The 20,522-nt window shown below is 56.9% G+C and carries 15 protein-coding genes and 1 pseudogene; 14 read left to right on the forward strand and 2 right to left on the reverse strand.

Annotated elements, in window-relative coordinates:
- The first annotated feature begins 102 nt into the window (after positions 1–102).
- The 7 genes and pseudogenes from ACFQPB_RS11285 to ACFQPB_RS11315 form a co-directional block, all read left to right on the forward strand.
- Positions 103–1,632: a DNA-3-methyladenine glycosylase 2 family protein gene (locus ACFQPB_RS11285; protein WP_382223136.1), complete on the forward strand. Its 1,530-nt coding sequence runs from the start codon at positions 103–105 to the stop codon at positions 1,630–1,632.
- Positions 1,629–2,177: a methylated-DNA--[protein]-cysteine S-methyltransferase gene (locus tag ACFQPB_RS11290; RefSeq protein ID WP_382223139.1), complete on the forward strand. Its 549-nt coding sequence runs from the start codon at positions 1,629–1,631 to the stop codon at positions 2,175–2,177. The genes ACFQPB_RS11285 and ACFQPB_RS11290 overlap by 4 nt, the downstream gene beginning before the upstream one ends.
- Positions 2,174–3,058, forward strand: coding sequence for a DMT family transporter (locus ACFQPB_RS11295; protein ID WP_382223142.1), 885 nt, complete (start codon positions 2,174–2,176; stop codon positions 3,056–3,058). The genes ACFQPB_RS11290 and ACFQPB_RS11295 overlap by 4 nt, the downstream gene beginning before the upstream one ends.
- A 144-nt stretch (positions 3,059–3,202) precedes the next feature.
- Complete coding sequence (locus ACFQPB_RS11300; protein ID WP_382223145.1) at positions 3,203–5,215, forward strand: EAL domain-containing protein; 2,013 nt, start codon at positions 3,203–3,205, stop codon at positions 5,213–5,215.
- A 673-nt stretch (positions 5,216–5,888) separates the two neighbouring features.
- A complete protein-coding gene (locus ACFQPB_RS11305; protein ID WP_382223148.1) occupies positions 5,889–6,503 on the forward strand; it encodes a hypothetical protein in 615 nt (204 codons plus the stop codon).
- 1,992 nt (positions 6,504–8,495) lie between these two features.
- Positions 8,496–9,785 carry a GGDEF domain-containing protein gene (locus ACFQPB_RS11310; RefSeq protein ID WP_382223150.1) on the forward strand — a complete coding sequence of 430 codons (1,290 nt, stop codon included), beginning with the start codon at positions 8,496–8,498 and terminating at the stop codon, positions 9,783–9,785.
- Between the two features lie 26 nt (positions 9,786–9,811).
- Positions 9,812–9,967, forward strand: a pseudogene (locus tag ACFQPB_RS11315) (transposase); the annotation flags it as partial.
- A 421-nt stretch (positions 9,968–10,388) separates the two neighbouring features.
- On the opposite strand, the gene ACFQPB_RS11320 reads toward ACFQPB_RS11315, so the two are convergent.
- Both ACFQPB_RS11320 and ACFQPB_RS11325 read right to left on the reverse strand, forming a co-directional pair.
- A complete protein-coding gene (locus ACFQPB_RS11320) occupies positions 10,389–11,036 on the reverse strand; it encodes a hypothetical protein (protein WP_382223153.1) in 648 nt (215 codons plus the stop codon).
- A gap of 280 nt (positions 11,037–11,316) precedes the next feature.
- On the reverse strand, positions 11,317–11,787 hold the full coding sequence (locus ACFQPB_RS11325) for a hypothetical protein (protein WP_382223156.1): 471 nt from the start codon (positions 11,785–11,787) through the stop codon (positions 11,317–11,319).
- A 665-nt stretch (positions 11,788–12,452) separates the two neighbouring features.
- Between ACFQPB_RS11325 and ACFQPB_RS11330 the strand changes: the two genes are divergently transcribed.
- The 7 genes from ACFQPB_RS11330 (at position 12,453) to ACFQPB_RS11360 (ending at position 20,507) form a co-directional block, all read left to right on the forward strand.
- A complete protein-coding gene (locus tag ACFQPB_RS11330; RefSeq protein ID WP_382223345.1) occupies positions 12,453–12,635 on the forward strand; it encodes a tyrosine-type recombinase/integrase in 183 nt (60 codons plus the stop codon).
- Between the two features lie 70 nt (positions 12,636–12,705).
- Entirely contained in the window at positions 12,706–13,083 is a 378-nt protein-coding gene (locus tag ACFQPB_RS11335; RefSeq protein ID WP_382223158.1) for a hypothetical protein, read from the forward strand.
- A gap of 630 nt (positions 13,084–13,713) precedes the next feature.
- The gene (locus tag ACFQPB_RS11340; RefSeq protein WP_382223161.1) at positions 13,714–14,184 is read left to right on the forward strand and encodes a hypothetical protein; all 471 of its coding nucleotides are present in this window, start codon (positions 13,714–13,716) and stop codon (positions 14,182–14,184) included.
- Positions 14,185–14,200: 16 nt separating this feature from the next.
- On the forward strand, positions 14,201–16,948 hold the full coding sequence (locus tag ACFQPB_RS11345; protein WP_382223164.1) for a hypothetical protein: 2,748 nt from the start codon (positions 14,201–14,203) through the stop codon (positions 16,946–16,948).
- Positions 16,917–18,848, forward strand: a complete 1,932-nt coding sequence (locus ACFQPB_RS11350; protein WP_382223167.1) for a hypothetical protein — start codon at positions 16,917–16,919, stop codon at positions 18,846–18,848. The genes ACFQPB_RS11345 and ACFQPB_RS11350 overlap by 32 nt, the downstream gene beginning before the upstream one ends.
- Positions 18,845–19,579 (forward strand): hypothetical protein, encoded by a 735-nt coding sequence (locus ACFQPB_RS11355; RefSeq protein ID WP_382223170.1) that lies wholly within the window; start codon positions 18,845–18,847, stop codon positions 19,577–19,579. Before ACFQPB_RS11350 ends, ACFQPB_RS11355 begins: the two co-directional genes overlap by 4 nt.
- A gap of 22 nt (positions 19,580–19,601) precedes the next feature.
- Entirely contained in the window at positions 19,602–20,507 is a 906-nt protein-coding gene (locus ACFQPB_RS11360) for a helix-turn-helix transcriptional regulator (RefSeq protein WP_382223173.1), read from the forward strand.
- Positions 20,508–20,522: the final 15 nt, after the last annotated feature.

The raw sequence follows: 20,522 nt of genomic DNA on the forward strand, positions 1-20,522 counted from the left end.
ACCCGCCGCCCGGTCGGTCCGTCCGAACGGGCTCACGAGCACACCCAAGGACGAAGTCCGAAAACGGCGATTTTTTTCTTCTGCGCGGCCTATCATGCCCCCATGGACACCCCCGACACCGATGCCCGCTACCTCGCCCTGAGCGCCCGCGATGCGCGCTTTGACGGCGTGTTTTTTGTCGGTGTCACCAGCACCGGCGTCTACTGCCGCCCGGTGTGCCGGGTGCGAACGCCCAAGGCCGGCAACTGCCGTTTTTTCGATCACGCGGCCCAGGCGGAGGCGGCGGGTTTTCGGCCCTGCCTGCGCTGTCGGCCCGAACTGGCACCTGCGGCCGGCGGCCCCATGCCCTGGAACCACGAAGACGCCAGCCGCCTGCTGGCGCACGAGGCCGTGCGGCTGCTGCGCGCCCAGGTCGAACACGGTGCCGGTGACAACGAGGGGCTGGACCACATCGCCCAAAGGCTGGGTGTGAGCGAACGCCACCTGCGCCGCATCTTCCGCCAGCACTGGGGCACCGGGCCACTGCAGTTTCTGCAGACGCTGCGGCTGCTCAATGCCAAGCTGCTGCTCACCGACACCCGCCTGCCCGTGCCCATGGTGGCCTCGCTCAGTGGTTTCGCCTCGCAACGCAGCTTCCACGCGGCATGGAAGGCGCGCTACGGTCTGCCACCGCTGCAACTCCGGCGCTCCACAGGCGAGGCCCCCGACACGCCCCTGCCCGAGGCTTTCAGCTTCCGGCTCGACTACCGCCCGCCGCTGGACCGCACACGTTTGTTGGACTTCCTGGCCCAGCGCACCATAGACGGCGTGGATGTGGTGCAGCCTGATCACCCCATCGCCCAATGGGGCAGCACGCTGCGCCTGATGCAAGCTGGCCAAACGCACATCGGCTGGGTGGTGGCCGCCTTCGATCCCGAACGGCCCCGCGTGCTGCTGCGTGTGGCCGGCAGCCTGGCCCCGGTGCTGCCCCAGGTGCTGCAGCGGGTGCGGCACGCGCTGGACCTGGACCTGCAGCCCGAGGCCGTCACACAAGTGCTTGGGCGGGATTTTCACAACGCCGAAGGCCAGCGCCTGCCGGGCGCGCTTGACGGCTTCATGCAGGCGGTGCGTGCGGTGCTGGGCCAGCAGGTGACGGTGGCCGCAGCCCGCACCCTCGCCCGCCGGGTGGCACAGCGTTTTGGCGAACCCATCACCACGCCCTGGGCCGGCTTGGACCGGTTGTTTCCCACACCCCGCAGCATCGCGCAGGCCACCGAAGATGCCCTGGGCGAGCTGGGTGTGACGCGCCAGCGCCAGGCCGCCCTGCGCGCGCTGGCTCGTGCGCTGGACAGCGGCGAATTGCGGCTGGACAGCGATGCCCCGGTGCAGGCCACCATCGAGCAGCTCAAGTCCCTGCCCGGCATAGGCGACTGGACCGCCCACTACATCGCCATGCGCGCCCTGCACTGGCCCGACGCCTTTGTGGCCGGCGACGTGGCCTTGCACCACGCGCTGGGCTTGCGCGGCCTCAACGTGCGCCAGGCCAGCCGCGAAGCCGAACGCCGCGCCGAGGCCTGGCGGCCCTGGCGCGCCTATGCCGTGATGTGCGCCTGGCACGGCGGCACCCGTTCTTCCCAGGAGACACCGACATGAAAAGCACCTCCCCCATCGTCGCCGTGGCCCGCACCGACAGCCCACTGGGCCCGCTGCTGCTGGCGGCCAGCGAACGCGGCCTGAGCGGCCTGTGGTTTGATGACCAGCGCCACCTGCCGGCCTGGCTGGCCAACCGCACCCCCGCCCCTGCAAGTGAACATGCGGTACTGGACACCACCGAACGCCAGTTGCACGCCTACTTTGCCGGCGAGCGCAACGATTTCGACCTGCCGCTGGACCTGGACCAAGGCACCGATTTCCAGCGCGCGGTCTGGCAAGCCTTGCTGACGATTCCCGTGCGCGCGTCGCTGAGCTACGGGGCGCTGGCGCGGCAGATCGGGCGACCGGCGGCCGTGCGTGCCGTGGGCGCCGCCGTGGGGCGCAACCCCCTGGGTATCATCGTGCCCTGCCACCGCGTTTTGGGCGCGGACGGCAGCCTCACCGGCTACGCCGGCGGCCTGTGGCGCAAGACCGCCCTGCTGCGCCTTGAACTCGGCCATCCCCCCACCTCGCCCACCGGCGCCACCCTCGAATTGTTCTCATGAAATCCACTGTTGCGGCCGAGTTCGTGCTGCTGGCGGCCCTGTGGGGTGCCTCTTTCATGTTCATGCGTTTGGGCGCCGCCGAGTTTGGCGCCGTGGCGGCTGCGGGCGGGCGTGTCGGGCTGGCCGCCCTCGTGCTGCTGCCGCTTCTCTGGCGCGAAGGACAGCTCGCGCGGTTGCGGCAGCACGCGGGTGCCTTGTTTGTTTCAGGCATGTTGAGTTCGGCCCTACCGTTTGCGTTGTACTCCTACGCGGTCACGTCGATCTCAACCGGACTGTCTGCCATCCTCAACGCGACAGCCCCCCTGTTTGGCGCCTTGGTGGCGTGGTTGTGGCTGCACGAAAGGCTCGACAGAAACCGCCTGCTGGGCCTGGCCTTGGGCTTTGCGGGCGTGGCCCTCTTGTCGTGGGAGAAGGCCACCTTCACAGCGGGGGGCACCGGCTGGGCCGTGGTGGCCTGCCTGGGCGCCACCCTGTGCTACGGGATGGCGGCCAACCACGCCAAACGCTTTCTGGCCGGTGTGCCGCCGCTGGTCAACGCCACCGGCAGCCAGTTGGGCGCCACGGTCGGGCTGGCACTGCCTACCCTGTGGTTCTGGCCTGAGCAGACACCCAGCCTACAGGCCTGGCTCGCCATCGTGGCGCTGGCGGTGTTTTGCAGTGCCCTCGCCTACATCCTCTATTTCCGCCTGATCGCGCGAACCGGCCCCGCCAAAGCCATCACCGTCACGTTCATGATTCCGCTTTTTGCGGTCTTTTATGGGACCACCTTCCTGGGTGAAGCCGTGACCGGCTGGATGATCGTCTGCGGTGGCGTGATCTTGCTGGGCATCTCCCTGGCCACGGGTTTGTGGCGGCCACTGGCGACGGCACGCCCTCGCTGAACGTCAAAAACTTCAAATGAAAACCGGCATGAGCCTGCCTTTGTGACAGGCTGCGGCGCATTTAGACACATTTATTAACACTTCCAGCCAGCGATGGTATGTTCTCGCCCAGATTCGGCCCACAGCCGAACCAGGGAGAACGCCATGTCGTGGCTTGAATTGATTCGCTATGAGCTGGGGCCCATCCCCATGTTCATGTGGCAGTACGCTGCCGTGCTCGGGCTGATGGCCCTCATGCTGGTGCTCACCCGCCCGCTGCACATTGGCCCGCGGCAAGCGGGCTGGCTGCACAGCGTGGTGCTGGCGGTGGCCGGCTATGGCATCAGCGCGCTGCTGCACATCTACCTGCCTCCGCCGTCCAGCGCCCCCATCCGCTACGACTTGTTGTTCTTGGCTGGCATGCTGGGCGGCTGGCGCGGCGGCTTGCTGGGGTATGTGCTGATTTTTGGCGCCCGCTTGCAGTTTGCCGGCACGGTGCAAGGGGTGTACACCGGCATCGACATGGCCATCGTCACGCTCGGCGGCATTTGGGCCCACCATTGGTACCGTCACCTCGATCTCGCCGATGTGGGCCTGCGCCAGATGCTCTGGATGTGGGCCATGCGGTCGTTGACGCTGGTGGTCTCCGGCCTGGTGCTCCTCGGGCTGCACCACCTTCCTGACGGCTGGGTTGTTTTCGATTTGCTGCCACGCACCAACTCGCTGGGTTCTCTGGTGCGCAAGACCTTGATGGCCGCGCCAGCGCTGCTCTTTTTTGTCTGCGTGTTTGCGATGTTCAGGCTCGACGCACACGACCGGCGTCGGCAGCGACTGGACTGGGACAGCAGCCGCAAAGATTCGTTGACGCAGTTGCCCAACCGGCGCGCGCTCGGCGAACACCTTGCCCGCCACTTTGGTCGCCCTGCCCCCCACAAGATGGCCCTGATCTGTATCGGCGTGAACAACCACACCCAGATGCTGCTGGCACAAGGCCACGGCTGGGGCGACAAGTTTTTACAGCAACTCGCCATCACGGTCCACGAAGAACCGATCAAGTCCTTGCTCCATGCCTTCGAGCTGCGGGTGTTTCAGTTCACCGACCTGAGCCTGGTGCTGGTGCTCGATGGCATCAACCCGGCCGACCTGGACGACAGTGGCCTCGCCACCCGGCTGCACCAGGAGCTCAGCCTGAAAATGCACAGCCACACTGCCAACGGCCCCACCCCCAGCCTGGCCATGACCGTTGCCACCTGTGACGCGCAAAGGCATGCCGATGCCGCGTCCGCCTTGCGCGATCTCGGGCTGTACCTCCATGCCCACGGCCACGAACTGCGAACGGTGACCTTTCTGCACACCAGCTTCACCCACGTGGCCAGGCGCGAGGCCCAACTGTTGGCCTGCCTCGTCGACTGGATCGACAACAACAACCCGCCACTCGCCTACATGCCCAAATTCCACCTGCGCACGCGCGCGGTGGTGGGGGCGGAAGCGTTGTTGCGCTTCAACGACGGGCTTGGGCAACACGTTCCCCCCGGGCAGGTGCTGGTGCTGGCGGCCCGCCACAAACTGCTGCCGGCATTCGAGTGGTGCACCATCGAACGCGCCTGCCGCGACTACCAGCGGTGGTCGCTCGCGGGCGGAGCGCGCCCCCTGTCGGTCAACATTTCCAGCGCATCGCTCGTCACGGCCAACTTCGCCTTGCGGCTGGCCGCGCTGCTCAAGCGCATGGACCTGCCACCCGAGGCGTTGGTGCTGGAGGTGACCGAGTACGACCCGGTGCCCGACATCGACACCGTGCGGGAAAACGTGCAACACCTCAACCAGCAGCGCATCAAACTGTCGCTCGACGATTTTGGCAGCGGCTACTCAGGTCTCGCGGTGCTGGCGCGGTTCCAGTTCTCAGAACTCAAGGTGGACCACACCATGATTGCCCTGATTGGCAACGCCAGAATGCGCGCGGCCATCGAACTGGCGCTCGAATCGGCCCAACGCTACAACGCCACGTTTGTGGCCGAAGGGGTGGAAACCTGGAGCCAGCTTGACGAACTGCTCGCGCTCGGCATCACCCAGGGCCAAGGCCACCTCTTGTCCAGAGAGCTGTCGCTGGAAGCCTTGATGGAACGCGCTGCCTATGCTGAGGCCCAAGAAGAACCCAACGTTCTACCGCTTGCGGCCTGAAAGACAGGCCCCGAAAAACAAAAAGCCTGCAAATCAACGATCTGCAGGCTTTTTGAAACTCTGGCGGAGTGGACGGGATACCCTTCCACACCCTGCCGGAGCGTTGATTTATAACGATTTTTTCCCAACTCTCTTGCTGTGAGTGAGCCACTGAGTGGACCACTTCGATGTTCAAGTTGAAGGGCTCAAAATCGCAGTCTACCGCAGAAAACACTTGCCATTTGACAGCAAAGAGCCACTTGCAAGCGCGCTACCGCACGACGCACCCGGTAACGAGACCAAGAGCCAAAATCTTCTGCGGGTGCATGACCTACCCGGAGCGCGGGCGGGCTGGTCCGAGCTTCCCTGCTTCGATTTTTTCGCCTTTCTCAACCGCCATCCTTGGATGACGACTGAATTGCTACTTCTTCCTCGGAAGTAAAAACCAGCATATTATTGCCAGCGTAAAACCCACGGTGGTGGCCTGCGATGGACTAATTGGCAAAGCATTAACATCTTGATAAATTCGCATGCCAATGAACCCAACAAAATAAACCAAAATGGTTAACAATATGCGAAAAATGATCCCCATAATCACCCTCCGATACTAATCCAAAAACTTGGCGGCCTGTCATGCAACAAAATCAAATACGCAGACGACCTGCAAACACCATCAATTGACGAAAGTATACACATGATCGTCGCATTGGCAATTGCTGCTGTTCCAGCAGTTGTAGTCTATGTTGTGGCAGAGTCGTCGCAGAGCAAAAAAGCGACTTTTATAGCCGCCTTGATCGCCATCTTAAGTGGCGTGGTAACAGGAAATCCCGCCTACATGGCGTTAGATATCGCGGCGGTAGTAATTGCCACGGCATTGGCATTAAAAAACGTGGAGTTCAAACAGTCCACTGATGGGTTTATTGCACGCTGGAAAAAATCGCTCAGAGAATATCATGCTGACCCTAAAAACAAAGAACGTGAAAAAAAAGTTGAGCGTCAAATGTTAGCCTTTACATTCCTTTGCGGACTTGGTATTGTGGCGTGGTCGATTTGGTCTATTCAAAAAATCAAACCGGAAAATGTTCCCCGCCAAGCGGCACCATATATTCCAACACCCACTCACACCCCATCGGCTGTCAGCACAAACACGCCAACTCCGCAGAAGGCGCCACAAAATAATCCCCCGCCCAAAAACACCAATAATACAAAAGCCACACCAAAAGAAAAGAAGCCAGATAGTGCAATTGAAAGGTGCCTAAAAATCAAAGACGAGAGCAGAATGGTTCAGTGTTTGGAAAGAACCCCGTAGCCAAAACTATGCACACCAATTGGGCGGAGCAAGTAGATCAAGCATCAGCAGCAAGTTTTTATTGTCTAGGCTAATCATCAAGCATTAACGCAACAACCTGACTGCTATCTATCGATGTTACCCTACCGTTTGCCAAGGTGACATCCAAAGTCTCGGGAGAAAAAATTGATGTAACAACGACAAAATCAATGATCCCATCATGCTTTTTCATGATTTTGTCGCCCGCTATCACTTGGAATCTTGGGGCTTGAACAGAAGAGTGGCAGCATTGTTTAACAGTGATCGCACCCATCTAAATTATTCCCTTTATTAAGTAATTAATTAATCTTTGTAGGCTGATGCTGACCTCAATCAGTTACAACACCACTCCGCCCACCAAACGTCTAGGCCGCCGCCGTCTGGACGCAAAAAAATCAAAAAGCGCGCCCGCTGTAAGCATTTTCGTGGGGTCTGCAACCAATGATCTCACAGCATCATCTAGTTCAGCGGCAGTTATACCTATCCCAGCAGTCCGCTGGAAGAAAGTGGCACTTACCTGCGTGTCCAGATACGAAAAGCCCGGATGCCGGGCGCGTATCCGCTCCCGGATTTGCTCCGCGTCCATGCTCGGGTTTTCCTCCCCTCTAAAAGGCACCGCCGTGAGGCGGTGGGGTTCCCCAAGAGGCTCGGCTCTTATGTGGTCTTGCGATCCAAGAAAAGTGACAGCGGAAAGCCTATTTCTGGCACCAAGGATGCTTATTGGTTCCCAGACGTAGCTGTGAACAGGCGCGACTTGATCGTGCTTTACACAAAGCGCGGTACGTCAAGCAAGAAGCCTCTAGATGGTCGAGATGGGATAGCTCATTTCTACTATTGGAGCCAGAGTTCGCCATTCTGGGGTGCCGACAAGAACAACACAGCGGTACTGTTGGACGTGGAGTCTTGGGCTTCAATGTCACCCTGACCGGCCGCAACGGCTCGACATCTGCGCTTCAGTGCTGAGGGCCGTCCAGAGCCTCACAAGGCCAAACCTGCGCGGTGACCTTGTACCCCCTACAGCCGATGGCCCGGCACTTGAAGCCCTTCACCAGGTTTTTTGTGTTTGCCCAGCCACCTATAAGCACATCGCCCCTGGTGATGCGGTTGCCTGGTGTTAAAACAACCTTCTCCCTGAAAGCGGGCGGAAATGCCATGCTGCCCCGCTCAGCGTGACAAGCGACGGGCGCGGGCAAGTTCTCGGTCTCGAAAACGCAAGGTTTATTCAGCGAATGCGCAACCAGATTCTGGACGTTCGCATCGAGGTGCTGGGTTTTGGCGCGAACCCAGGCATCTCCTACCGCAACCGTTTTTGTTGGGTCGGATGTTGGGTTTGGTGGCCAGAAAAGAAAAAAGCCTAAGTAGATCAACTACTTAGGCTTAATCTTGGCGGAGTGGACGGGACTGAGGCCCGACTCACGAAAACCGTTGTTTTGACTACCGGTGTTGACCCGACAGTGTTGCAAAAGGATACCGTACCCGGTGTTGCACGTCAAGCTGTGCATGACAAGCTGAGTGGTGCTGGAATGATGTGGCCTCCGAAGCCCGCGAGCGCGCCATACGCAGGCTGCAGGAGCATCGAGCCGACTAACCGTCGCTGTGGGTAACCATGGAATCGCTTGCCCCGAAGGTTGGCTGCGTGCCGCAGACCCTCAGAAATTGGGTCAAGAAGGTCGAGGTAGACAAAGCCAGAGTCCGGTCACAACAACGTCCGTCGCCCAGCCCATCAAGGCGCTCGAGCGAGAGGTCAAGAAATTACGCTAGGCCAACAGCCTCCTCAAGACGGCCAGCGCGTTTTTCGCGCACGTGGAGCTCGACCACCGAATCAAATCGCGAATGCACACATCGACCGCCATCATATTGCCCACGGGCTCGACTCCGTCTGTACTGTCTTGAAGATGCTTTCACCTGCGTTCACCCCATAAACGAGTGAAGTTTCGCCACAAATCGAATGACTAGCAAGCAAGTACTGATACATTGATTTTTGTTTATCACTTGTGCCATTTGTTTCACCTTGTTACAAGTATGGGTTTGCAGGCCATTGACCCCGCCACGTTGATGCTCGCAGCAGCGATGACAGGTTTTCTGTCAGGCGCCTTCTCGCTCATGGCCGCCAAGGCTTTTGCAGGCGTAGGCGCCAGTGCGCGCGACTGGGGCCACGGGACGCTCACGCTGGGCTGTGCCGCTCTGCTGTGGTTCCTCACACCACCCCTACCCCATTGGGTCGGATTTGTGCTCGGCAATTCGATGGTGGTCCTGACCCCGGTGTTTTTGCTCAGAGCCATCTACTGCTATGAGGGTGACCGTCTGCACAAAACGACGACCTCGCTAATGCTTGCCCTCGGGCTCGGCAGCATCTTCTCGGCGCAATGGGCTGAGGCACCCACCACGCTCGCGGTTGCCGGTATAGCACTGGCTCACCTCATGTTTTCAGTGCTGGGCGGCTGGCGCTTGTATTGGCAGGGCCGGCGCAGCGGCTCCGTCTATTGCTTGGTCATTTTTATGGTGCTGGTCATCGTGGGCCTGGCCACACTGGCCCGGCTGATGGTGCTTCTTTTTGGCGAGGGTGCGGCCGCTGTCGCTCCAGTTGCCAACAGCAAAACCCAAATTGCGGCGATTGCCGTCATCACGTTGCTGGTCATCGCAGGCACCTTTGGCTTTTTGGGCATGGTGGCAGAGCGGTCCAGGGCGCTCATTCTTGAAAATGCCAACCGAGATGCACTGACCGGTGTGCTGACACGAGGGGCGTTCTACGAACAAGCTGAGCGTCTTCTGTCCAAAACCGAGGCCCCACTCGTCTTGCTCATGCTGGATATCGACCACTTCAAGCGCATCAACGACACGCACGGGCACCCGACTGGCGACGCCGTGATTCGCCATGCCGCGCGATTGATTCAGCGCAACAGCCGCACCAACGACCTCGTGGGCCGCTACGGCGGCGAGGAATTTTGCGTCTTGCTACCCAGTTGCGGACTGGTCGAGGGCAGGCGCATTGCCGAGCGCTTCGTACAGGAGGCGGCCCAACAACCTGCGCGCGTTGCAAGCGGTGAGCCACTGCCTTGGACACTGTCCGTTGGCTACGTTGCGGCCGTTAAGACTGAAGGGAAAAACGAGCTATTTAGGCTGGATACCCTCATCGCCGCTGCGGACGCGGCACTGTACGAAGCGAAAAGACAAGGTCGCAATCGGGCAATACAGGCATCGCAAGCGGAGTTGGACTCGTTGGTGCGTCAACATGCCAGGCTGCCAGCGGGTCAACAAGCTTAGTTCTCTTTGAAGCTAGGAGTAGGACAGTGAGTACGACCTGGCACACAGACACTGTTCAAGTCATCTTGAAAGACCAGCGCGGCAGGCGCTGGTCCCCCGCAGAGAAAGCTGCGCAAGTGCGGCGCACCTACGAACCGGGCATGAGCGTGTCGCTGGTGGCGCGCCAGGAAGGAGTCGCTGCCTTCGCAGAAGGCCTGCCAGTGGGTCAGCAGGGCGCGGCGCTTTGTCGAACAGGTCGCCGCGCTGGTGCCCACACCTGTGGCGTACTGATTGGAAAAACCGTTCCCTCGATATTCGCCGCTGCCACGACCTCAGGCAGGTCGACCAGTGCAGAGAAGGCGTGTGACCCGCCAAATGAGTGACCCCAAACTCCCACGCGGCTTACCTCCAACCTTCCAGCCAGCATCGGATGGCTACACTGAAGCCTTGCGGTCTGAATTCCACATGGCGGTCTTGAACAATTCTCTGAATGCATCTTTGAGTTCGAATGGAAAGCTCATATAGAGCTGGTCGCCGGATTAAGTAAAAGACAGATTTTTCATTTTTTGGTCAGTGTTGGCTCATTGATGTTGAGTTCGTTTCTTGCACATATGGCCCGCGCGACTACTCATCGCCATCCAACGCAGCCTGTTGTTCTGCAGTCGGCTCATAGCCAGACTTCTCAATGTCGTAATTGAGCTGCTTCATCAAAGCCTCCTTGACATCGGTAAGCGAGCCGCAGTAAACGTCCTGACTAACTGCATCTTCGATGATTTTTTGAGCCGCTTCAGCCAAAGTTAAACCATTCGGCCAATTGTCGAGCAGCGATTGACCAGAGCACCACAGCCAGTCATCCACTTCCCAGATTGTCCACAATGACGCTTCGGTTATTTCATCACCGAATAGTGTCTCCAACTCATCAGACGCCTCCTGCGCATCATCGTCCAGAACCCCAGAGTAGTTGTTGCCATCCCATACGATTTCATGACCTTCGTGCACACGCTGGAGGAGCTGGATTGTGGATGCATCCATCAACAATCTATAAATGTTACTGCCATTAACTCCTGCCGGAAGCTCCCAGCGCAAGGTACGGTCGTGCCACACTTCTGCAGAACACCCGGTTTCCCACGGCGGGTCGAGTTGAAATGAGCACTTACCATGCTCATCAAGACAAAGAAATGCGTCATATGTCTGCCCGCCATGCATTACACAGAGAGGAGCCACCTTCTTCTTTAAATCATAAAACGCATCGATGTTAATCGTAATTTCCATAACTTTCTCAATAAATGACAACGTGCAGGACCTTTGCATCCTGCAATTTTGCAGCATTCAGCTTTGAATGTTTTCAAAATGCCAGCAGATGTGCCTAAGTCTTCCATCTGCTACAGCTGCTGAATTGTTGAGTGAATAGAATGGACGCCCACCTAAATTCTGTAGCGAGCACTGCAGAGCCGATAACCCAGTCAGCGAAGGCAGTTTTATTGCACTCCGCTTAAAGACGAGAGGTTGACCACTTCAGTGCTGACTACCCGTCACTGCCGCCACCTTATGCTCAGGCAGTAGGTTCACGACATGTCTCCACGCCGATGATGAAAAGCGCTGTCTCGGTAGCCACCCCGTTGTGATGCTCGCACCACAGCAAGCTGAGAACATCAGCCAGCGCGACTTTCTGACTCGAGTTCAAGGACAACAACTTCCCGACAATAGAAGCCAACGGCGTCTTCTGATACTCATCCACCTCAATTCCATGCTCTGCACACAGGTCGGTCGCGAGTTTGTGGATTTTTTTAGGTGGGTAAAAATCACCTTGAGCGCAGTCCAGCATAAGACGATATTCTTCAAAGCTGAACACAGCATTCAGTCCCTTACGGAGACCCTTGCGGAATTCCTGCATAACCTCATCTGAGACAGATTGTCTACCAGGAGAATTCTGCAGTTTGAACTCCTCGGCTACGAATGGTCTCATGCGAGAAAATGTCTCTCTCTCGCTCATACGCCAGTTTTGCTTGTCATCAACATTCATACGTCCACCTCACTTACAGCCAACACATCGACATCTATCAGACAACACAATTGATACCTGACTGTCGCTGTGGGCTGCAGTTTGCGAGACCCGCGGCGCACGTGTCAAGAAAAAGCAAGCGCACTAAAACGACCGAAATCAGTCAAAATTTCATGAAAAATGAGAGCTGCCAGTAGCGTTTTGCATCAAAGCCTTGCATTCAGCTTCTTTATAGAAACTGACAGCATTTTTAGCAAGGTACTTAAAGAGGACTTTAATTTTAGTTTTAGTCCAAACCAACTTAAAGCCGTTAAAGCGCAAATCAAGTGTTCATGCGGCCTCCAAAGGCTTTTAAAGCTTAAAAGCAAAATTTATCCAGCTTAACGCCCTTAAAAGACCCACCGAAACCCTTCTTTAAAGTTGGCCAACAAATTTAAATATAAAACGCCCAAAGACAATCAATCCAATTCAACCCGCAACTCTTTTCGGCAAAGAAAAAACCTCGAACTCGTTGCTTATTTACAACAAATTCGAGGCTTTTGTGATTGTCAGGAATTAAAAGTGTGGACGGTTTTGTCAAGAATTCGCGAAATATTTGGCACAAGCGGCCGTCATCTCAGGTAACCCATGCCCCACAAAATCCATTGTCGACAGCGAACCGTCCAGTTTGAGCTCGCCGTGGGTTACTGCGCGCTGGTGTTTCCAACTTTCACTTTCACGACCTGCGACATGAGGCAACGAGCCGTCTTTGCGAGTCAGGTAAGCTGAGCCAGATGCACATCATGAACATGACGGGTCACTCGTCGATGACGACGTTTCAGGGTTACGTTCACCTCATGAATCACGAAACGACACCCGTCCTCGATTGAGTCGATAAAGTAGGCCGCCGCACGATTCGCTGCGGCCGAATCATTCCACTCCAAGACCTGGCGCAGCTCGATGACCTCTTTGACTGACACCAATACGCCGGCAGGCGAAAAGCCTGTGACCTTGCTTCATGTCGCAGGCGAAGGAGGAGGCTACGTCATTGAAGGGCTCCGCAAGGACGGGCACTGGCGGTTTCGCAGGCGTCCTCAGCAATCGACCCGGTTCTTTGGTGACGATGATGTGCAGTTGGGTGATTCACCATGGGTTGACAGCTTTGAAGGTGCGCTCGGGCAAATCAACTCTGGCTGGCCTGTGCTGTCGCCCCAGCTTGTCCACCCCGAGTTTTCCAGCTTGGTGTGGCAACTCGTGATGCGCTTCCATGCAGCCGAACCCCTAAGGGCTACAAGGATGCAGGATTGGCTCGATGCGTGCTCCAAAGTCAACCGCTGACCGGCCTTTCCGGTGGCTGGAGGTGAACCCCCACCCGGGGCGGCCACGGCACTCGGTGGCATAAAAAGACCGGGAGCCAGCTCAGTCCTCGTTCGGATTTTTCCACCGACTCTGGACAGATTTGCGCAGAGTCGGTGGAAAGTCTTTTAAATCAATGACCTAGCCCTTGCAGGCGTGGCTAAAGTTCGCCTACGAACGACCGTTTTCCGGCCAACTTCATTGACATTCACTTCTGACGCCTGGGGTATGAAACCAATCAGCCCCCAAGCGGCCACCAATTGAGACCCGGCGCGCGAACAAGAACGTCAGGGCCTTTAGTCAAATTTTTGGGCGACCCCACCAAAAACGACATGACCTGTCGGCTCGATGCGCAAGACTGCAGTTTTCTACCAAGGAGATTGCAATGTTCTGGACAGCCGTTTTGGTCGTTTTTTCGAGCGCTATGTTGGTCAAACTCGGGGCGCTCTCTGTAACGGCCTCGATACTGGCAATGGCTCTCAAGGCTAGCCTCTTCGCGATACTGTTTTTCCTAGCGCTCGGAGCCTGGATGTGGATGCGGCGTCGCTGATTTTTTGCATGACACGCCCGGCATAATGAATGCCATACACCCCGCTTTACGAAAGCCACACCATGATGATGAAGCCCGAGGCAGCACTGCTTGAACTGACAGTTATCAACGCTGAGGCTCAGCAGGCCGAAAGCTTCGCAGCCGCAGCCAAGGCGCTGCTCGACCGCGGCCTCCCTCCCGAAGTTGTTACTCGGATGCAAGACCTCTGGGACAAAACAAAGGTCATCGGTGGCGAGGTTGTCGCAGTCGGAAAAATCATCATCAAAAAGATTGTCGATTTCTTCCTGGCGAACCCGGGCCTCGCGATTGGCGTAGCCATTGGGGCGGCGGTCTCCGCCCTCGTATCCGCCTCGATTCCTTTCATCGGTGCTTTGCTCGCGCCCCTGGTCGGCGTACTCGTCGCACTGTATGGGTACAACATCCAAGAGGGAGGACGCGACTCCATGCTGCACAGCACTGTCAAGCTGGCAGTAGAGTTTTTTAAGCTGCTCGTCGATATTTTCAAAGCGGTAGTGAACTACATTGTGGCCTAAAACGCAGGGGACTCGAATGGAGCACAAAGGCCCCGAGCCTGTTCAAAAATCGGCACAAGAAAAATTGGAAGGGTCGGACCGGGTAGAGGTTGCGGCCCATGTTGTGCAGGGAGCCGTCGGTGTCGCTGCGGGTGTCGCCGTCTCCGGTGTGGTGGCAAAGATGGCTGGTGTTGCGACCGTTATGGGTTCAACCAAACTGGCGGCACTGGTCGGTGGTGCTTTTGTCGTGACTCCTGTCGGCTGGGTGATTGGCTCGGGCGTAGTTGCCGGGGCTATCGCCGTGGGACTCGGTACAGCACTGTCAAATGGTGCAAAAAATACAGAGCGGCGCAAGCGGTTGATACAAGACCTCAACAATCTCGATGCCCAGTCCGGACGCATGGCTCGCCCCTCCTCAAATGAGGTTCTCAAAGAGCGACTTGAACTCGCCGTCAAGTCGGGCTTGGTGGATGAGTCGCTTGCGCAACGCACAGTTCAATTGGTCGAGCAAGGCAAGCTGAGCGTTTCAATTGCAATGATGCGAGTGGATGATGTGCTCAAAGACTCTCCGCCCAGTGAAGAAAAAACACCCTCGACCACTGAAGCCGTTACCGCTGAAGAGCAACCCATCAATGTTCTGCACGAGTCGCCGGAACTGATGGTTTCAGCCCTGCTTGAGAGGCTTCACAACCTACGGGGCGCCACTACGTTTCTCAACGATAGCGAGCTCATCGAGCGCCTTGTAACCATCACTCGTCGCCTCACGCTGACCGCTATGCTGTCACAGCAGCCCGTCATCGCGGTCGCTGGCTCGCAGGGTGCGGGGAAGACGACGCTGGTCAAGAATCTCTACGGACTGGATGACACCTGGTTGGCCGGAAATGAAGGGCGTGGCGAACGCTCTCCGTTGCTGATAGTCGAGAACCCCGATATCGATACACCAGTAGCTACTGTGGTTGAGCAAGCCTTTGTCGAAGAAGACGGGCTAAAGCGCTATGTCCAGCGCGAGGTCATGGTCACACCTGAAGAGTTTCGCTTAGCGCTGCAAGGGGAGCGCCCTGGTCAATTGCTCCCGAAGTTGACCGTCCCAAGCAGGCACTTCAAGGGCAACAGTTGTGGGTTGTTGTTGTTGCCCGGTCATGAGACGGTGACCAAAAAGAACAAGAGCTGGCAGTCGCTCGTACGCCAGTCACTGGTCGGCGCCGACATGTGTGTCATCGTGACCGACGAGACGCGATTGGCCAACAGTGAGCAGTCAAAAGTTCTGGAGAATTTTCAAGGCCCCCTCGAAGGCAGCTGCCCGATTGTTGTCATCACCAAGACGGAAGGCAAGACTTCAAAGCAGCTGGAGGAACTGACAAGTTCCGCCGCAGAAATATTCGGGCTCAACACAGAGCAAGCCGGTCAGCGCATCGTCTGCTCAAATGCGCAGGCTGAAAGCGGTGCTGAGTGGAAATCCAAGCTGGCAGAGGCCATGCAAGAGCTAACTCAGGTTCAGCAGACGTTCCGAGCAAAGCAACTCAATGAGCTGCACGATGTACTGACTGACGATTTGGCTGACTTGCTCTCAGAGGTCGACATGGCTTGTCGAGAAATTAGCCTGACCACATCCCACTTCGGGGGACCGGTCCACGACATCCTTCGAGCTTTCGACACTGGAAGAAGTCGCTTGCGACGGGACTATCTGAGGGAACTGAAGCATTCACTGGAAGCCTACAGTAACGAGTCTGTGCAGCGAGCTCTGCGTGCTCTTTCGGAAAATGAAGAAGGACTGCTGAATACGGTTCAAAAGTCGTGGAGGTGGATGGCCACCACCACCGGCGAACGAGAAAATATTCTCCCAGGCTACGTCCAAGATGCTTGGCAGGCCCCTTGGAAGCTAGACAAAGCGGTTACCCGTAATTTCGGTCATCAACATCAAAAGGCTTTGGGTAAGCTGACTATGGACATCTTGGGCGCGCCCAAGGCTGTCAAGTTGGCCCATACATCGAACCAGCATCGTGCCGAAAGGGAGTTGGGGTACAGCGGGACTGGTCGAACACCGTTGTCTTGGCGGCATCCAACGCCACAACAGCAGGTGGATTTGTCCAACCTATTTGCGCCCAACGGGGGCGAGGTGGAGCTGTCAACCGCATTGCTAGACGCGGTGCAACTGCTACCAGCCATCGCGTTGGAATATTCACGCATCGGTTCTCTGTATCCGACACTGCTGGGGCTTGACCATCGAAGCCTCGCGTTCAGTGCATCTGACACTGACGACGATGACGAGCCGGCACTGGCATCAGTTCTCGGGCGTCAAGGTTTGGCGATTCTCACCGTCATTGGCACCATGGTCGGCGCGCAGGCCGCGCTTGACTTGGTTAAAGACCTTGCGCCGGAAGAGGCTGCCAGCTCAGCAGCAGATGCCTCCGCATTGGTGGGCAACTTGACCACCCTGGGCCTCTCCCAAAGCATCGCTGGCTCAATGGCCATCATGTTGGGTGCAGGCGTCCTCGTAATGAATCTAGCCAAGGCAGTTCAGCATTCCGAGGGACAAGCCAGGGATGTAGTTCGAAGAATGACGGCTGCGATATCGGACGCCCACTACGCGCATTTTGCGGCTGAGTTTGACCATGTGATGGACCGATTGCGAGAGAAGCTCGAGAGCACGTTGCGCAACCGATACCGTCTTGATGACCAAGTGGTGCGACTAGACCGCCTCAAGAAGACACACGCAGATGTCCAGATGCTCAGTACAGAGCTAAGAGAGAGCCTTGCGCGCAACCCTAGCTTCTCTTTGGTCTGACCATTCACAGCGACGACTGGAGTGGGCACAAACTGCCTACGCTGAGTTTCTGAGCTCAATTGCGCCAGAACTGGCGGCGCAGTACCGCAACCATCAAGAGGAAGTTACGGTCGCGGTCTTTGGCAAGACCCAAGTCGGAAAGACGACCCTCATCCTCCAGTTGATGGGTCTAACGACAGCAGCTATGCCAATCGTGTCCCAGGTACTTCGTGGGGGCAGAGCAAAAGGGCGGTCTGCAACGTCAACAGCCATGCTGTACAGCCGCTCACTGGACAGCTCATGGCACCTGACCGTTGAAGGGGAAACCACTGTCTGCGAATCAGCCGCAGACATGGAGCAGGCACTGGGTGAGTTGCGCCACACCATGGAATCAGGTCGACTAAAAGTCACTCGACCTGTCCAAGTGCATATGCCGTCTGAGCTGTTTACTTCGACCGGCGATGCCAGCTTGGCTGTGAACATCATTGACTTACCAGGTGACAGTCCAGCCAACGAAGCCGAGCAGGCGCATGTGAGCCATGTCGCCTCTCAGTTCATCCCAAACGCCGACCTCGTCTTGCTGGTTGGCAAAGCGGACGACCTGGGATTCCTAGACCCCGAGAAGTTGGTGTTACCGGTACTGGGGGACTGGCGCTACAGCCCGAGTAGGTTTCGACTTATCACCACCTTCACCATCCAGTCAACATCATTTCGTGAATGGCTCAGTACCCAGAAAAAGCTTGATGCATCCGCTATTCGGCGGCGACTGTTGACTCAGCTGGAAACCTTCGACGACATAGAGCTACCCAGTGATGCATTGAATCCAGCGCTCTACTTTCCCTTGGAATTTGGGGATTCATGGGAGGTGCTCAAAACGACCTCGCCCCAGATTTATGCGGACGTGCAGCCGGTCATGTCGGGCCTGCTTGATGACCTCAAGCGGGACATCCAATACTCTGCCACGCCTCATATGAGACTCTGGCGAGCGACCCAAGTGCATGTTGTTGCAAACCGAGTAAAGCGCAGCCACGAAAAGCAGGCCCGCGCTGCGATTGAAAAAACGATTGAGGTAGCCAGAACACTTGAGGCACGTTCGCAGTCGCTTCTTCAGACTTCAAAAACGCTTTTGGGCCGCGCTGAGGCACTGCCCACCCACGTGGAGATTGAGCGGTTTGTTGAAAATCTTCGCAAACTGGCGGAACGTCTGATGATGTACCTGCCATCCAGCGCCCCCTACGAAGACAAGCGCGTGTCGGCATTTTTAGAGGCGCTGAATGAAAACATCAATGCGCTTGTCCGTCGGGGACAAAACTTCGAGCCGCCGGTATTTGAAGGGTTCGAGCCCTCGATGTACGCGCCCAGTCCGTCGACGGTACGGGGCTGGCTTGACAGCCATCTCGACGGATTTCGACAGAGACTCAACGCGTACAAGCTGGATGCCTATCAGCCATGGCTGTTCAAGTCGTTTGAGCAGGATGTCGAAGAGTTCAATAGGCTTTGTCGTGAAGCTAGTGAGCGCCTTCGAGCTTGCTTGCAGGTCTATTGGCAAGACACGATACACAGGCTAGGGAAAGCGTGGGACCTTGAGCGCCTAACGTTGCGTGAACAGGCCGAGGTCGCGAAAAACGACGCCACCAACCTCTCCATAAAGGCTCAAGGCCTGAAGCAGGTTGCTGACAGACAAGAGGCGGAACTCCAAGTATTTGTGTCGAGGTTGGAGCGTGACGAAGCAACGGGAGCTCGCTTTGTCAGCTTGCTTGAGCAAGCCTATGACCAGCAGGTCAGAAAAGTCACTGCCACTTATCTGACGCAGGACACACCAGCAACCAAGTTCGTAATCCTGCTTGCACTGCGGCAGTTGCAGGACGAGAAACACTACCTTTTTTCGTTGGGTCACGCCGACAAGGAATCCAGTCAATGATGGAAACAAAACCAGAACCTCTACCTGGTCTGCCTCCCAGCGAAGAGCAGGAGCTCAAAGAGCTACTCGACAGAGTGCTGGCCGCAAGCACCACTCAGCCACTTCGTGAAGACCTTGCCAAATTGCTGCCAGAAGTTGAAGAGCTGGTGGCTCAGAGTGTGGGCACTGCACAAAAACGGCTGACTCACAATATCACCACAGCCACCGAGGGGCTTCGGGAACGGGTGGAAGCAGAGTTTGATGCGCTTAGAAGGCGACTTACTGAACGCATCGAGGAATCTGGGCAGGACCTCCATGAACTGCAAACGCGGGAGTTCGCAAGTACCAAAGAAGCCCTGTCACAGCTGGATAAAGACAACTCGTCAAATCTTGAGAACTTGAAGTCTCGTCTAGATGCTCTGGAGGTGTCCAGTAAAGAGTACCTCAAAGCGGAACTGACGGTGGCACTTCAGTCGGCGTCCCAGCAGCTCGTGAGTCACCTAGAGCAGAGCCATTCGGACATCAAAGAATCGCTTAAGGCAATCCAGTCGCAACAGGTTCAAGCGGCGCAGCAGTCGCTGCGATGGCAAGAAGACAACCGTGCAAAGGATGAGCGCTTTGAGCGTGAGCAACGTGAGCTTGCGCAGCAACTCCTGAAAACGGAATCTGCATCGCAAAAGCTGCTCTGGTTCACACTGTTGGCCGTCGCTGCGAATGGTCTGGCCTGGGCTTATTTCTTTTTTGGACGGTGATTCGCGACAGCGGAAGGTTCACATGTCCAAAGGCTCACATGACACCATCGCGTATCGACTGGCCCAAATTCTGGTCAAGCTCAATCAAGGTGAGAAGCTGGACCCGACAGAATTGGCGGAGGAGTTTGGCGTTAACTTGCGCACAATCCAGCGCGACCTTCGAGTCCGTTTTGCTTACCTACCGCTGCTGAAAACGAATGGTCGTTATCACTTGGAGCCAGCGTTTCTGGGGAAGCTCAGCCGCAAGGACGTAGAAAATTTTGCAGCGTTGGCTGGCATCCGCGGTCTTTTCCCATCGCTCTCCGACGAGTTTTTGAGAGACCTTCTTGACTCCCGTGTTCAACAAGCATGGCTGGTCAAGGGCCACAACTACGAAGACCTCTCCGGTAAGGAAGGACTTTTTCGTGAACTTGAGCATGCCATTCTCAATGCCAAGCGCATTCACTTCTCACTTCGGCATGCTCCAAACAACAAGGCCTACCACGACGCAGAGCCCTACAGGCTGGTGAATAACAAAGGCGTTTGGTACCTTGCTGCGATGGATGCAGGCAAGCTGAAAACGTTCAGCCTCTCCAAAATTGAGAAGTTGCAGGTCAGTGACGCCAACTTCACACCTGACCAGGCGATTCACGAACAGTTGGCCAGCGATGACGGTATCTGGGTGTCAGATAAGAAGCTGGAAGTCTCTCTGAAGGTAGACCGCGAGGTGGCGGGGTACTTCAAGCGCCGCAAGTTGATTGCCAACCAAGTGATTCGAAAGGAGCTGTCTGATGGCAGTCTGCTCATCTCCGCCTCGGTCGGCCACATCAACCAAGTTCTGCCGGTCGTGCGCTACTGGATTCCTTATATCCGCGTGATAAGCCCACCGAAGGTGCAAGACGAGCTTGAGGACAGCTTGCGCGACTACCTAACCCGCCAAGCTTCCTAGTAGACAACAGCCGTA

Origin of the sequence: Hydrogenophaga atypica (assembly GCF_042665215.1) — a bacterium.
GTDB classification, from domain to species: Bacteria; Pseudomonadota; Gammaproteobacteria; order Burkholderiales; family Burkholderiaceae_C; genus Hydrogenophaga; species Hydrogenophaga defluvii_A.

Bases quoted from the DNA above. Each gene is read 5' to 3' on its own strand.
- ACFQPB_RS11285 (WP_382223136.1), top strand. From the start codon at position 103: ATGGACACCCCCGACACCGATGCCCGCTACCTCGCCCTGAGCGCCCGC.
- ACFQPB_RS11290 (WP_382223139.1), top strand. From the start codon at position 1,629: ATGAAAAGCACCTCCCCCATCGTCGCCGTGGCCCGCACCGACAGCCCA.
- ACFQPB_RS11295 (WP_382223142.1), top strand. From the start codon at position 2,174: ATGAAATCCACTGTTGCGGCCGAGTTCGTGCTGCTGGCGGCCCTGTGG.
- ACFQPB_RS11300 (WP_382223145.1), top strand. From the start codon at position 3,203: ATGTCGTGGCTTGAATTGATTCGCTATGAGCTGGGGCCCATCCCCATG.
- ACFQPB_RS11305 (WP_382223148.1), top strand. From the start codon at position 5,889: ATGATCGTCGCATTGGCAATTGCTGCTGTTCCAGCAGTTGTAGTCTAT.
- ACFQPB_RS11320 (WP_382223153.1), bottom strand. From the start codon at position 11,036: ATGGAAATTACGATTAACATCGATGCGTTTTATGATTTAAAGAAGAAG.
- ACFQPB_RS11325 (WP_382223156.1), bottom strand. From the start codon at position 11,787: ATGAATGTTGATGACAAGCAAAACTGGCGTATGAGCGAGAGAGAGACA.
- ACFQPB_RS11335 (WP_382223158.1), top strand. From the start codon at position 12,706: ATGACCTCTTTGACTGACACCAATACGCCGGCAGGCGAAAAGCCTGTG.
- ACFQPB_RS11340 (WP_382223161.1), top strand. From the start codon at position 13,714: ATGATGATGAAGCCCGAGGCAGCACTGCTTGAACTGACAGTTATCAAC.
- ACFQPB_RS11345 (WP_382223164.1), top strand. From the start codon at position 14,201: ATGGAGCACAAAGGCCCCGAGCCTGTTCAAAAATCGGCACAAGAAAAA.
- ACFQPB_RS11355 (WP_382223170.1), top strand. From the start codon at position 18,845: ATGATGGAAACAAAACCAGAACCTCTACCTGGTCTGCCTCCCAGCGAA.
- ACFQPB_RS11360 (WP_382223173.1), top strand. From the start codon at position 19,602: ATGTCCAAAGGCTCACATGACACCATCGCGTATCGACTGGCCCAAATT.